General features: G+C 41.8%; 15 protein-coding genes. All 15 read left to right on the forward strand.

Annotated elements, in window-relative coordinates; all coding sequences use genetic code 11:
* Positions 1-16 precede the first annotated feature (16 nt).
* The 15 genes from trmFO to DCC82_RS07925 all read left to right on the forward strand — a co-directional run bounded on the left by trmFO (position 17) and on the right by DCC82_RS07925 (position 13,542).
* Positions 17-1,339 (forward strand): FADH(2)-oxidizing methylenetetrahydrofolate--tRNA-(uracil(54)-C(5))-methyltransferase TrmFO, encoded by a 1,323-nt coding sequence (gene trmFO, locus DCC82_RS07855; RefSeq protein WP_015863436.1) that lies wholly within the window; start codon positions 17-19, stop codon positions 1,337-1,339.
* A 39-nt stretch (positions 1,340-1,378) separates the two neighbouring features.
* Positions 1,379-2,281 carry a tyrosine recombinase XerC gene (gene xerC, locus DCC82_RS07860; protein WP_015863437.1) on the forward strand — a complete coding sequence of 301 codons (903 nt, stop codon included), beginning with the start codon at positions 1,379-1,381 and terminating at the stop codon, positions 2,279-2,281.
* A gap of 33 nt (positions 2,282-2,314) precedes the next feature.
* Positions 2,315-2,857, forward strand: coding sequence for an ATP-dependent protease subunit HslV (hslV, locus tag DCC82_RS07865; protein WP_015863438.1), 543 nt, complete (start codon positions 2,315-2,317; stop codon positions 2,855-2,857).
* Between the two features lie 19 nt (positions 2,858-2,876).
* Positions 2,877-4,274, forward strand: coding sequence for an ATP-dependent protease ATPase subunit HslU (gene hslU / locus DCC82_RS07870; RefSeq protein WP_108430303.1), 1,398 nt, complete (start codon positions 2,877-2,879; stop codon positions 4,272-4,274).
* A 28-nt stretch (positions 4,275-4,302) separates the two neighbouring features.
* Positions 4,303-5,082 (forward strand): GTP-sensing pleiotropic transcriptional regulator CodY, encoded by a 780-nt coding sequence (codY, locus tag DCC82_RS07875; RefSeq protein ID WP_062678228.1) that lies wholly within the window; start codon positions 4,303-4,305, stop codon positions 5,080-5,082.
* 253 nt (positions 5,083-5,335) lie between these two features.
* The gene (flgB, locus tag DCC82_RS07880; RefSeq protein WP_015863441.1) at positions 5,336-5,728 is read left to right on the forward strand and encodes a flagellar basal body rod protein FlgB; all 393 of its coding nucleotides are present in this window, start codon (positions 5,336-5,338) and stop codon (positions 5,726-5,728) included.
* Between the two features lie 2 nt (positions 5,729-5,730).
* Complete coding sequence (gene flgC / locus DCC82_RS07885; protein WP_015863442.1) at positions 5,731-6,183, forward strand: flagellar basal body rod protein FlgC; 453 nt, start codon at positions 5,731-5,733, stop codon at positions 6,181-6,183.
* 22 nt (positions 6,184-6,205) lie between these two features.
* Positions 6,206-6,505 carry a flagellar hook-basal body complex protein FliE gene (gene fliE, locus DCC82_RS07890; RefSeq protein WP_041269615.1) on the forward strand — a complete coding sequence of 100 codons (300 nt, stop codon included), beginning with the start codon at positions 6,206-6,208 and terminating at the stop codon, positions 6,503-6,505.
* A 32-nt stretch (positions 6,506-6,537) separates the two neighbouring features.
* Entirely contained in the window at positions 6,538-8,121 is a 1,584-nt protein-coding gene (fliF, locus tag DCC82_RS07895) for a flagellar basal-body MS-ring/collar protein FliF (RefSeq protein WP_062678226.1), read from the forward strand.
* A 12-nt stretch (positions 8,122-8,133) separates the two neighbouring features.
* Complete coding sequence (fliG, locus tag DCC82_RS07900; RefSeq protein WP_015863445.1) at positions 8,134-9,153, forward strand: flagellar motor switch protein FliG; 1,020 nt, start codon at positions 8,134-8,136, stop codon at positions 9,151-9,153.
* A complete protein-coding gene (gene fliH, locus DCC82_RS07905; RefSeq protein ID WP_015863446.1) occupies positions 9,137-9,925 on the forward strand; it encodes a flagellar assembly protein FliH in 789 nt (262 codons plus the stop codon). The genes fliG and fliH overlap by 17 nt, the downstream gene beginning before the upstream one ends.
* A 10-nt stretch (positions 9,926-9,935) precedes the next feature.
* Entirely contained in the window at positions 9,936-11,216 is a 1,281-nt protein-coding gene (gene fliI / locus DCC82_RS07910) for a flagellar protein export ATPase FliI (RefSeq protein WP_233252949.1), read from the forward strand.
* A gap of 5 nt (positions 11,217-11,221) precedes the next feature.
* The gene (gene fliJ / locus DCC82_RS07915; RefSeq protein WP_062753394.1) at positions 11,222-11,665 is read left to right on the forward strand and encodes a flagellar export protein FliJ; all 444 of its coding nucleotides are present in this window, start codon (positions 11,222-11,224) and stop codon (positions 11,663-11,665) included.
* 3 nt (positions 11,666-11,668) lie between these two features.
* Entirely contained in the window at positions 11,669-12,322 is a 654-nt protein-coding gene (locus DCC82_RS07920) for a MotE family protein (protein WP_015863449.1), read from the forward strand.
* Positions 12,319-13,542: a flagellar hook-length control protein FliK gene (locus tag DCC82_RS07925; RefSeq protein WP_108430304.1), complete on the forward strand. Its 1,224-nt coding sequence runs from the start codon at positions 12,319-12,321 to the stop codon at positions 13,540-13,542. Before DCC82_RS07920 ends, DCC82_RS07925 begins: the two co-directional genes overlap by 4 nt.
* Position 13,543: the final 1 nt, after the last annotated feature.

Raw genomic sequence — 13,543 nt, forward strand, 5'->3', positions numbered from 1 at the left:
AATAAAGGAGGAATATATGGTGAACGAACGAACGGTAAATGTCATTGGCGCAGGTTTGGCAGGCAGTGAGGCGGCATGGCAGCTTGCCAACCGCGGCATCCATGTCCGCCTTTACGAAATGAGACCGGTGAAGCAAACGCCTGCTCACCATACAGATAAATTTGCGGAACTTGTTTGCAGCAACTCGTTGCGTGCTAATTCATTAACAAATGCAGTCGGCGTATTAAAAGAAGAAATGCGCCGCTTGAATTCTGTCATTATGAAGGCAGCAGATGAATGCTCTGTTCCGGCGGGAAGTGCGCTTGCTGTAGACCGGCATGAGTTTGCCGCGCGTGTAACCAATCTTGTCCAAGGGCATCCGAATGTGACCGTTATTCGTGAAGAAGTGACAGAAATTCCGTCTGGCCCAACGATTATCGCAACAGGGCCATTAACGTCTAAAGCATTATCCGAACGGCTAAAAGAGCTAACGGGAGAAGAATATTTATATTTTTACGATGCCGCTGCTCCAATCATCGAAAAAGAAAGCATTAATATGGATAAAGCATATGTCAAATCACGTTATGATAAAGGCGAAGCTGCGTATATCAACTGCCCGATGACAGAAGAAGAATTCGACCGCTTTTACGAAGCGCTCATTTCCGCAGAAACGGTTCCATTAAAAGAGTTTGAAAAAGAAATTTATTTTGAAGGCTGCATGCCGATTGAAGTAATGGCGCGGCGAGGGAAAAAGACGCTTCTATTTGGGCCGATGAAACCGGTTGGTTTGGAAGACCCGCGTACCGGAAAGCGTCCATACGCTGTTGTTCAGCTTCGGCAAGATGATGCGGCAGGTACGCTTTACAATATTGTCGGATTCCAGACACATTTGAAATGGGGCCCGCAAAAAGAAGTAATTCGCCTTATTCCGGGGCTAGAAAATGCAGAAATTGTCCGCTATGGCGTGATGCATCGCAATACGTTTATCAACTCGCCAAAATTATTGCGGCCAACGTATCAATATAAAGAACGTGACGATTTATTTTTTGCTGGACAAATGACCGGTGTCGAAGGGTATGTGGAATCAGCAGCATCGGGGCTTGTCGCAGGAATTAACGCAGCACGGCTTGTATTAGGGCAAGAACTTGTTGTTTTTCCGCGTGAAACAGCAATTGGCAGCATGGCGCATTACATTACGTCAACGAATCCAAATCATTTTCAGCCGATGAATGCTAATTTCGGTTTGTTTGCACCTCTAGAAGAAAAAATCAAAGATAAACAGCGCCGCAATGAACGATACGCGCAACGGGCATTGGATACAATTCAGAATTTTATTAAAAAAGATTGCAAGGGCTATTAATATATGTTAATATTTAGTAGCCTTTGTGAGGTGTGAAAAATGGAAAATTCGAAAATTGCGTTAAAATTGTTCATAGAATATTTACAAGTCGAGAAAAATTATTCACAATATACTATTGTGTGTTACCAACGAGATGTAGAGCAGTTTTTCGAGTTTATGAATGAACAAGGGATTCATCATCTGCATGAAGTAACGTATAATGATGTTCGTCTCTATTTGACGAAGCTGTATGAACAAAAACAGTCAAGCCGTTCCATTTCACGGAAAATTTCTAGTTTGCGAAGCTTCTATAAGTTTTTGCTGCGGGAAAAAAAGGTAAAAGAAAATCCGTTTGCGCTCGCTGCACTTCCGAAAAAAGAACAAAAAATTCCTAATTTTTTATATGAGCAGGAATTAGAAAAACTTTTTTATGTCAATGATGTTAATACAGCGATCGGCCAACGCAATCAAGCGATTCTTGAGCTTCTCTACGCGACGGGCGTCCGTGTTAGTGAATGTTGTCACATTCAACTTTCTGATATCGACTTTTCTGTTTCAACTATTTTGATTCATGGTAAAGGAAATAAACAGCGCTATGTCCCGTTTGGCCGTTTTGCCAAAGAAGCATTGGAGCGTTACATTCATCATGGACGGCGTGAGCTTTTGCAAAAAGCAAAAAGCGCTCATGCTTATTTGTTTGTCAACGCCCGCGGCAATCCGTTAACACCTCGGGGAGTGCGTTATATTTTGGATGAAATAGTAAAAAAAGCGGCGCTTACTCAAAATATTAGCCCACACGTGCTGAGACATACGTTTGCGACTCATTTATTAAATGAAGGGGCCGATATGCGTACAGTTCAAGAATTGCTTGGACATGCGCATCTTTCATCAACACAAGTGTATACCCATGTAACGAAAGACCGGCTGCGCCATATTTATTTACATACGCATCCGCGAGCATAACTCTGCCGCGAGCAAAAAGGAGGATGGATAGCGATGGAACAGTTCCACGCGACGACGATTTTTGCGATTCATCATAATGGAAAGGCTGCGATGGCAGGAGACGGTCAAGTAACGTTTGGCAATGCAGTGGTGATGAAACATACAGCGAAAAAAGTACGGAGATTATTTCAAGGAAAAGTGTTAGCAGGATTTGCCGGATCGGTCGCAGATGCGTTTACATTATTTGAGATGTTCGAAGGAAAGCTAGAAGAATTTAATGGGAACTTGCCGCGCGCCGCTGTGGAATTAGCAAAAGAATGGCGCAGCGATAAAGTATTGCGGCGCTTAGAGGCAATGCTAATCGTGATGGATGAACGCCATTTGCTTCTCGTATCAGGAACTGGTGAAGTCATTGAACCGGATGACGGAATATTAGCGATCGGTTCTGGCGGAAATTACGCGCTAGCGGCAGGACGTGCATTAAAACAATACGCAGGAGATCAGCTATCGGCCAAAGAGATTGCCAAAGCGGCGCTAGAAATAGCCGCAAATATTTGTGTGTATACGAATGACCATATTATTGTGGAAGAACTATAAAAAGAGAGGAGGGACAGCGGTGTCAGAAGCATTAACGCCTCGGCAAATTGTCGAAAAGCTTGATCAATTTATCGTTGGGCAAAAGGAAGCGAAAAAAGCAGTTGCGATTGCGCTAAGAAATCGTTATCGCCGCAGTTTGCTTGATGAAAAATTACGGGATGAAGTTGTCCCGAAAAATATTTTAATGATCGGTCCGACAGGGGTCGGAAAAACGGAAATCGCCAGACGGTTGGCGAAGTTGGTTGGCGCTCCGTTTGTCAAAGTGGAGGCAACAAAGTTTACGGAAGTTGGATATGTCGGCCGCGATGTCGAATCGATGGTGCGCGATCTTGTGGAAACGTCCGTTCGATTAGTAAAAGAACGGAAAATGAACGAAGTGAAAGATCGCGCTGAACAGCAAGCGAATAAACGGCTTGTTGAGCTTTTAGTGCCGGGAAAACAAAAACAAACGATGAAAAACCCTCTTGAATTGCTATTCGGTGGAGGGCAAACGACGCAGCAAGACCCAACTCAAACATACGAAGACGATCACATCGAACAAAAACGGAGACAAGTCGCTTGGCAGCTGGCGAACGGTCAGCTGGAAGATGAAATGGTGACAATCGAAGTAGAAGAGCAACAGCCGATGTTTTTTGACTTTTTGCAAGGGGCCGGCATCGAGCAAATGGGAATGAACATGCAGGACGCACTAAGCAGCCTCATTCCGAAGCGCCGCAAAAAACGAAAATTGAAAGTAAGCGAAGCGCGTAAAGTGCTTACGAATGAAGAAGCACAAAAGTTAATTGACATGGATGAAGTAACGCAGGAAGCAATACGTCTTGCCGAACAATCCGGTATCATTTTTATCGATGAAATCGATAAAATTGCGCGCAGCGGGCAAGCTGCTTCTTCAGCGGATGTATCGAGGGAAGGCGTGCAACGCGACATTTTGCCGATTGTCGAAGGCTCCACCGTTATGACGAAATACGGCCCTGTGAAGACAGATCATATATTGTTTATCGCAGCCGGGGCATTTCATATGGCAAAACCGTCCGATTTAATTCCGGAGTTGCAGGGGCGGTTTCCGATTCGTGTCGAATTAACGAAACTTTCGGTTGATGATTTCGTAAAAATATTAGTGGAGCCTAATAATGCTCTTATTAAACAATATAAGGCGCTTCTTGCGACGGAAGGTATAAATCTTGAATTTTCTGACGATGCTATTCGTAAGATTGCCGAAGTCGCCTTTGAAGTGAATCAGACAACCGATAATATTGGAGCAAGACGCCTTCATACGATCATGGAAAAGCTGCTTGAAGATTTATTGTTTGAAGCTCCGGATATTACGCTAGATGAAGTAGTCATTACACCTCAGTATGTCGAACAAAAACTAGGCAACATTGTCAAAAACAAAGATTTAAGTGAATTCATTTTGTAACAAATTAAATGAGGAGGAGAATGAACATATGAATTTATTACAAAAAACAAGAAAGATTAACGCAATGCTGCAAAAAGCAGCGGGAAAACCGGTAAACTTTAAAGAAATGGCAGAAACGCTTTGCGAAGTAATTGAAGCAAACGTATTCGTTGTGAGCCGTCGCGGTAAATTGCTCGGTTTTGCGATTAAACAATCGATTGAAAATGAGCGAATGAAAAGAATGTTGGAAGAACGTCAATTTCCAGAAGAATATACGAAAAAATTATTTAACATCACAGAAACGTCCCCTAACATTGATATTAATAGCGAATATACAGCATTTCCAGTGGAAAATCGCGACTTATTTAAAACTGGTTTGACGACGATTGTTCCGATCAACGGTGGTGGCGAGCGGCTCGGAACGCTTATTTTATCGCGATTGGATCGTGAATTTAATGATGATGATCTTATTCTAGCAGAGTATGGCGCAACGGTTGTCGGCATGGAAATTTTGCGTGAGAAAGCGGAGGAAATTGAAGAAGAAGCACGCAGCAAAGCGGTCGTACAAATGGCAATTAGCTCGCTTTCTTATAGCGAACTAGAAGCGATCGAACATATTTTTGAAGAGCTAGACGGTACAGAAGGGTTGCTTGTCGCAAGCAAAATTGCTGACCGTGTCGGCATTACTCGTTCCGTTATCGTGAATGCCCTTCGTAAACTAGAAAGCGCCGGTGTGATTGAATCACGATCCCTCGGTATGAAAGGAACATATATTAAAGTGTTAAATGATAAGTTTTTAACAGAACTAGAGAAATTAAAATCCAGTTAATAAAATAAGAAAACTGGCCTAAAAGCAGACTTGCTTTTAGGCCGGTTTTTTATATGTCAAAACATTTGTTTGGCCAGCGATTTTAGTACATTTACAATAATATAAAAACGACAGACATAGACAAATTTCGTCTTTTTTTCTATTTAGGATGAAAAAAATAGTACAATCTTCCGGCTATACAATATTTTTTCATTCTCGTAAAATGAATATTAGCATATATTGTCGAAAAAATAGGATAAAAGAGGGGATACCTTTGTCACTGTTTTCGCGTACATTTATGATGCTAGAGCAAGGGCTGGATTATGCGTCATTAAGGGAAAAAGTGATTGCAAACAATATCGCCAATGTAGACACGCCCAATTATAAGGCAAAAGAAGTGCGGTTTCGGGCAGAACTAGACCGAGCGCTTCAACCGCTAGAAGCAAAGCGAACAAATCCGAAACATCTTCCGTTTACCCGTCCAATGACAAACAAATTTCTCGTGACGTCAAGGACCAATGTAGTATACAATCATAATGGAAATAATGTTGATATTGATCAAGAAATGTCATATTTGGCAGAAAATCAAATTTATTACAACGCTTTAGTCGAGCAATTGAACGGAAAGTTCACAACGTTAAAAACGGTCATTAAGGGAGGAAAATAATTATGTCTATTTTTCAAAGTTTAGATATAACAGCGTCTGCGCTTACGGCTCAACGGTTACGCATGGATGTAATTTCCTCCAATATGGCTAATGTCGACACGACTCACGCTCGATTGGTTAATGGACAATGGGAACCGTATCGACGCAAATTCGTTGTGATGGAACCGCGTCAAGAAGGATTTTCTACATATTTGCAAGCTGCGATGAATAGCCGCTCATCTGTTGGTAACGGAGTGAGAGTAACAAAAATTATGGAGGATCAAACTCCTTTTAAACTCGTTTACGATCCTTCTCATCCTGACGCAGACCCTAACGGATATGTTCGCCTTCCTAACGTTGATCCGTTAAAAGAAATGGTCGATTTAATGAGTGCAACACGGTCATATGAAGCAAATGTAACGGTTTTTAATGCGACGAAAGGAATGTTAATGAAAGCATTAGAAATCGGAAAGTAAAAAAATAAAGGGGATATAGATGATGATACAAGGAATTCATCGCTCTTTGTTTTCAGAGGCGACAAACGTTGCTTCACAAGCGACAAAACCAGCTGATGCGCAAAAGGCGTTTTCCACTTTTTTGAAAGATGCGCTGAATAAAGTGAATGACGAGCAATTGCAAGCTTCCCAATTAACAGAGAAGCTTGTAAAAGGGGAAAACGTTGATTTACACAAGGTGATGATCGCTTCGCAAAAAGCGAGCATTTCCTTACAACTTACATTAGAAGTGCGCAACAAAGTGATTGAGGCATATCAAGAAATGATGAGAATGCAAATATAGCATATGGATTGTGAAATAATCGGGGGAATAGTATGAGCAACAAATTAAAAGAATGGCTGAGCCGATTCACCTTATTTTGGAAAGAGAGAACAAAAAAACAAAAATGGATCGCCATTGCCAGCCTCGCTCTTTTCTTGCTTATAACCGGCGTAGCTATATATTTTGCGACAAGAACAGAGTTTGCGCCGTTATATAGCAACTTAACGCCACAGGAAGCGGGGCAAATTAAAGCAACGCTCGACCAGCGGGGAGTCAAATCGGAAGTAGCGGATAACGGCACCACGATTAAAGTGCCAAAAGAGTTAGTAAACTCGTTAAAAGTTGATTTAGCGGCAGAAGGAATTCCAAACAGCGGCACCATTGATTATTCTTATTTTGGAAAAAATGCAAGCTTCGGAATGACGGATAACGAGTTTAATGTTGTCAAACTCGAAGCAATGCAAAATGAGCTGGCAAATTTAATTAAAAGCATCGATGGTGTAGAAGACGCAAAAGTAATGATTAATCTTCCACAGCCGAGCGTGTTTGCTTCCGATGACCAAGGCGAGGCATCGGCTTCGATCGTGTTAAAAACAAAACCGGGATATCAATTTAGCGATCAGCAAATTAGGGCGTTGTACCATCTTGTTTCTAAAAGTGTTCCTAACCTTCCTACAGATAATATCGTCATTATGAATCAGTTTTTTGAGTATTTTGATTTGAAAAATAACGAAAATTTTTCGACAGGCACAACGTTTGCCACACAGCAAGAAATTAAAAAACAAATTGAACGGGATATTCAACGGCAAGTACAGCAAATGTTAGGAACAATGATGGGGCAGGATAAAGTCGTTGTATCCGTAACGGCTGATGTGGACTTTACGCAGGAAAAACGGGAAGAAAACCTTGTTGCTCCGGTTGATGAAAAAAATAACGAAGGCATTGCCGTCAGCGTGCAACGTATTAAAGAGACATACTCTGGGAAAGGCGCGCAGCCGGGCGGCGTGGCCGGTACGGGAGAAAACGAAGTGCCAAGCTATCAGGCTGGAGCAAGCGAGACAAATGGAGATTATGAGCGAACCGAGGAAACGATTAATAACGAAGTGAATAAGATCAAAAAACATATCGTCGAAAGTCCATATAAAATTCGTGATTTAGGCATTCAAGTAATGGTTGAGCCGCCAAATCCGAAAAATCCAAACTCTTTGCCACAGCAAACGATCGACGATATTCAAAAAATATTAGGAACGATTGTCAGAACATCGATTAATAAGCAAGATGGCCAAACATTAACCGATCAGGATATTCAAAATCGCATCGTTGTTTCTGTTCAGAAATTTAACGGAAAACCAACATTTACGGAACCAAAACAGACGATTCCAATGTGGGTATACATCGTCGGTGGAATTGGCCTTGTTCTTCTTATTGCATTGCTCATCTTATTGTGGCGCAGACGTAAAGAGGAAGAAGAGGAAGAAGAGGAAGATATTCTGGAGCCTATGGTTCAAGAAATTCCAGATATCCATGAAGAGAACGAAACGGAATCGACGATGCGCCGTAAGCAACTAGAAAAATTAGCGAAAGAAAAGCCAGACGAATTTGCAAAGCTGTTGCGAACATGGCTATCGGAAGAGTAGGAGGAACGGAAAATGGCAAAGCGCGACAAAAAAGGAGGGTTAACAGGGAGACAAAAAGCAGCGATCCTTCTCATTTCCCTTGGTCCAGATGTGTCCGCCTCCGTTTATAAACATTTGTCAGAAGAAGAAATTGAAAAACTAACGTTAGAAATTTCGAATATGCGGCAAGTGACAGCAGACGCAAAGGAAGAAGTGCTGGAAGAATTTCATCAAATTGCACTGGCACAAGATTATATTGCACAAGGCGGGATCGCTTATGCAAAAGAAGTGCTGGAAAAGGCGCTCGGTCCGGAAAAAGCGATGAATATTATTAACCGGTTAACGTCCGCCTTGATGGTGCGGCCGTTTGATTTCGCCCGTAAAGCGGATCCAACGCAACTATTAAATTTTATTCAAAACGAACATCCACAAACGATTGCCCTTATTCTTTCTTATCTTGAACCGGCGCAAGCAGGACAAATTTTATCGGCACTGCCGCAAGAAATGCAGGCGGATATTGCGCGACGCATCGCGTTAATGGATAGCACATCTCCTGACATTATTAATGAAGTGGAGCAAATTTTAGAACGAAAACTATCGACAACGGTTGTGCAAGATTATACACAAGCCGGCGGCATCGAAGCGGTAGTGGAAGTGTTAAATCAGGTGGACCGCAGCACAGAACGGACGATTCTCGATGCCCTTGAAATTCAAGATCCTGAACTTGCCGAAGAAATTAAGAAACGAATGTTTGTCTTTGAAGATATCGTCACTCTTGATAATCGCGCAATCCAGCGCGTGATTCGTGAAGTGGATAACAATGATTTAATGCTAGCGCTCAAAGTGGCAAGCGATGAAGTAAAAGAGATTGTGTTTCGCAACATGTCCACGCGCATGGCAGAGACATTTAAGGAAGAAATGGAATTTATGGGTCCTGTCCGTTTACGTGATGTTGAAGAAGCGCAGTCACGGATTGTCGCAGTGATTCGCCGCCTAGAAGAAGCAGGGGAAATTGTGATTGCACGCGGTGGAGGAGATGATATTATTGTCTAACGTCATTAAAGCTCCTTTTACAAAAACAAATCGTACTGCTAAAAAAACGATTGAAATTAAACGACTTTTTCTCGAACAGCAAAATATAACAGAAAAACAGCAAGAAAATCACGAAATGATGATGGAACATGCCAAGTATGAGGCAGAACAAATCAGACGGGAAGCAGAACAATATTATGAATCTATTCGGCAGCAATTGTTGAAAGAACAAGAAGCCTGGCATATAGAAAAGGAGCAGCTTATCCAATTAGCGCGTGAAGAAGGATATCAAGACGGATTTCATCAAGGAAAAGAAGAAGCGCTGCATCGTTATCGCGAGCTGATTGAACAGGCGAGACAAATTACAGAAAAAGCAAATGTTCAATTTTATGAACAAATCAATGCATCCGCAGAAACGATCCTCCGCATTGGAATGAAAGTAGCAGAGCGTATTATCGGTGAAAAATTAGCGGAAAATCACGACTATTTTTTATCACTAGTAAAGCGGGCGATTAAAGAAGTTCGGGAACAAACGGAAGTAACGATTTACGTCCATCCGCTTTCTTATGAAACGGTCGTGCAACAAAAAGAAGAATTAAAAGCGTTATTTCATCATGAAGCGGATGTGTTCATTCATCCAGATTTGCAGCTTGCGGAATATAGCTGCATCATTGAAACCCCGTTCGGACGCATCGATGCAAGCGTTGATACACAGCTTGAGCAAATAAAAGAGAAGCTGTTCGAACGAATGAAGGAGGGGGTATCCACTGAATTGGCAAGCTCTGCTCGATGAAATCGACGAGATGGACACTTATAAACGGTTTGGCAAAGTTTCACGGGTCATTGGCTTAATGATTGAAGCGAAAGGACCGGAAAGCTCAGTCGGCGACATTTGCTATATTCACACTAGAAGCGGCAGGCAAAAACAATTGATTGCGGCAGAAGTAGTTGGATTTAAAGAGCAACATGTATTGTTAATGCCGTTTTCGACTGTTCAGCATATTTCACCAGGATGTATTGTTGAAGCAACTGGAAAACCGTTGCAAATTCACGTTGGCTCGCCATTAATCGGGCAAGTGCTTGACCCTCTCGGCTATCCACTGGATGGCAGCCCATTGCCGAAGGGATTGCATCCTATTTCGATTGAGCGCAATCCGCCCAATCCGCTTGCAAGGCCGCCGATCAACGAACCGATCGAAGTTGGGGTTCGGATCATTGACAGCTTGTTAACGGTTGGCAAAGGGCAGCGCGTCGGAATTTTTGCCGGTTCGGGAGTTGGAAAAAGCACGTTAATGGGGATGATTGCCCGTCACACGAATGCGGATATAAATGTTATCGCATTAATTGGTGAGCGCGGACGTGAAGTCCGTGAATTTATTGAACGGGACCTCGGTCCGGAAGGTTTGGCCCGTTCTATCGTTGTCGTTGCCACTTCTGATCAGCCTGCGCTCATGCGTGTAAAAGGAGCATATACCGCCACGGCGATTGCGGAATATTTCCGCGACCAAGGGATGGATGTGATGTTTATGATGGACTCTGTCACACGCGTTGCCATGGCGCAGCGAGAAATTGGACTAGCCATCGGCGAGCCGCCGACAACAAAAGGGTATACTCCGTCCGTGTTTGCTATCTTACCGAAATTATTAGAGCGTACAGGGACGAGCGCTTACGGCACTATTACCGCATTTTATACCGTACTTGTTGACGGAGATGACATGAACGAGCCGATTGCTGATACGGTACGCGGCATTTTGGACGGACATTTCATCCTTGAACGAAGCTTAGCCAATAGGGGACAGTATCCAGCCATTAACGTATTGAAAAGCGTTAGCCGCGTAATGAATCATATTATTACACCAGAACATCGGCAAGCGGCAGATAAACTGCGCCAGCTTCTATCCACTTATATTAATTCGGAAGACTTAATCAATATAGGGGCGTACAAACGAGGATCGTCAAACGAAATTGATGAAGCGATTCGTTATTATCCAAAAATCATTTCCTTTTGCAAACAAGATATTCATGAAAAAATAACAAAAGACGAAAGCATTGAAATGCTAATTGACCTAATCCATGCAGGGTGAAAAAAATGGGATACGCATTTAAGCTGCAAAAAGTTTTAACAATGAAAGAAAATGAGAAACATCAAGCAGCAGGAGAATACAATGAAGCCGTACGGCGCTTTGAGGAAGTGGCGGAAAAATTATACCACTTTCTTAAGCAAAAAGAACAATATGAAGAAATCCATAAACAAAAACTTCAATCAGGATTGTCCATTCAAGAAATTCGCCACTTCCAGCAGTTTATTTCCAATCTTGAACGAACGATCCACCATTATCAGCTTCTAGTGATGCAAGCAAGAGAACAAATGCACCGGAAGCAAATGAAATTAACAGAGCTTAATATAGAAGTAAAAAAATATGAAAAAATGAAAGAAAAATATATACAAGCTGCTTTCGATGCGGAAAGAACCGCAGAAAATAAATGGATGGATGAAATTTCGATTCAACGTTTTGTACATCGGGGAGATTAGAAGATGGCACAAAATCAAGAAATGGAGAGAGAAGAAAAAGAAAGCAAACTCCAATGGTTTTTATTTATCATTGTCATTCCATCGTTGTTTGCGGCGGCATTAGCTCTTGTCATTATGACCATTGCGGGAGTTAACGTTCTTGATACGGTAAAAACATTCAGCAAAAATATTCCGATTATCTCGCAATTGGTAGATGTGCACAAAATACAAAGAAAGCTAGAAACAACGATTGAAAAGCAAAACGAAGTGATCGAGCAACAAAAGAAACAAATTAACGAGCTAGAAAATGAATTATCGGCAAAACAACAAGAAGTGGACAGGCTGAAAAAAGAGAAGGAACATTTAGAAGAACAATTATCATTGATGGAAGCAAACAAAGAGGAACTACCTGAAGACAAAACCGCAACGATGAACACAACGAACAACACAACGATGGAAGACATTGCGAGCATGTATGAAACGATGTCAGAGAAAAACGCTGCAATGATTTTAACAAAAATGCCGGAAAGCGATGTACTGACGATCTTATCCTCACTAGACAGTGATAAAGCGGCGGCCATTTTAGAGAAAATGCCGCCAGATGATGCGGCAAAATATACGTCGATGCTGGCAAAACGCGCTGAAGAAAATCCACCCGTTGAGGAGGCGGCAAGGTGAAAATTGGAACTAGCTATCCACAGTTCGGTCAACCAATAGTAGGACCGCCAAAAAAATCAACTCTTAAGCTAGCAGGGGAAAAAGAGGAATGCAGTCCGTTTCAGCAGCTGCTGGCGATGATCGAAACAAATGCAAAAAATGAAGAAGGAAACGTTCTTGTTTCTAATGAGCGTTTTTCCACGCCATCGAAAGAACAGGAAGACGTAACCGGTGAATTTAGGATAGAAGAATCGTTTTCTTTTCTTCTTTTCCTGTTGAACAACATGATAGATACCAATCAAACTAATTTTCATTCTATTTTTCCCAACCGTTCAATCGAACAGTTAAATAATGTAGTAGATAAAGAAGCGATCATACAGTTAATCCAGCAAATAAGCAATGTTGCGGATAAAGATATGTCAGTAGAACAAATAAGCAATGTTATAAATGACGAAGTAGCGTCCCGTTTGTATTCCTTTTTTGATAACGATATACAGCCTTTGCAGCAAAACAGTATCATGAAAGAAAGTGAAAAACAGATCGATATACAAGCGTTTTTGCGAGAAGTGCTGACAAGATTGGATAGGCAAGAAGAGAAAAGTAAAAAAACAGAAAGATCGATGTTGCAAAATCGGTTTTCACTTTCATCTGCTTTTAGTAAAAGCTTTGATTCCACATTAGGAGACAAAGCGGCTGCTGAAAACGTAGAGAGACAGAAAGAATATCTGAAACAACCGTTTAATAGGTTGTTGCCGAATGGAAATATCATGATGTCACGAGAGAACGCACCGGTTATTGTTGTGGATCAAGCCTTATCAGAACAAAAAGTAAATGAGGCATTTCTCCAACAATTAACAACCATTCTTCAATCAGGTCGATTTGCTCGTTTAAAAAATGGAAATGCGCAACTCGTCATTCGCCTTTATCCTGAGCATTTAGGAACATTGACCATAAAGATTGTACGGGAACATGGGACATTAACAGCAAAGCTGATCGCGTCGACGGATTCGGCGAAAGAACTTTTAGATGCAAATTTATCGCAACTTCAGCAAGTTTTGTCGACGGAAAATATAATGGTGGAAAAATGGAACGTATTGACGCAAGATCGCCATGCGCCTGCATTTTACCAAGAAGAACGCGGGCATGAACAAAAAGAACGGCAGCAGCGAAAAGAAGAGAAAGCGAAAAAGCAGCCTCCTTTCCATACGTTGATGTCAGAAATGATCGATAGGAAAGTATAGG

It is taken from the genome of Geobacillus sp. LYN3, assembly GCF_003064505.1.
In the GTDB taxonomy this organism is placed as follows: domain Bacteria; phylum Bacillota; class Bacilli; order Bacillales; family Anoxybacillaceae; genus Parageobacillus_B; species Parageobacillus_B toebii.

Bases quoted from the DNA above. Each gene is read 5' to 3' on its own strand.
- trmFO (WP_015863436.1), top strand. From the start codon at position 17: ATGGTGAACGAACGAACGGTAAATGTCATTGGCGCAGGTTTGGCAGGC.
- xerC (WP_015863437.1), top strand. From the start codon at position 1,379: ATGGAAAATTCGAAAATTGCGTTAAAATTGTTCATAGAATATTTACAA.
- hslV (WP_015863438.1), top strand. From the start codon at position 2,315: ATGGAACAGTTCCACGCGACGACGATTTTTGCGATTCATCATAATGGA.
- codY (WP_062678228.1), top strand. From the start codon at position 4,303: ATGAATTTATTACAAAAAACAAGAAAGATTAACGCAATGCTGCAAAAA.
- flgC (WP_015863442.1), top strand. From the start codon at position 5,731: ATGTCTATTTTTCAAAGTTTAGATATAACAGCGTCTGCGCTTACGGCT.
- fliE (WP_041269615.1), top strand. From the start codon at position 6,206: ATGATACAAGGAATTCATCGCTCTTTGTTTTCAGAGGCGACAAACGTT.
- fliF (WP_062678226.1), top strand. From the start codon at position 6,538: ATGAGCAACAAATTAAAAGAATGGCTGAGCCGATTCACCTTATTTTGG.
- fliG (WP_015863445.1), top strand. From the start codon at position 8,134: ATGGCAAAGCGCGACAAAAAAGGAGGGTTAACAGGGAGACAAAAAGCA.
- fliH (WP_015863446.1), top strand. From the start codon at position 9,137: ATGATATTATTGTCTAACGTCATTAAAGCTCCTTTTACAAAAACAAAT.
- fliI (WP_233252949.1), top strand. From the start codon at position 9,936: ATGGACACTTATAAACGGTTTGGCAAAGTTTCACGGGTCATTGGCTTA.
- fliJ (WP_062753394.1), top strand. From the start codon at position 11,222: ATGGGATACGCATTTAAGCTGCAAAAAGTTTTAACAATGAAAGAAAAT.
- DCC82_RS07920 (WP_015863449.1), top strand. From the start codon at position 11,669: ATGGCACAAAATCAAGAAATGGAGAGAGAAGAAAAAGAAAGCAAACTC.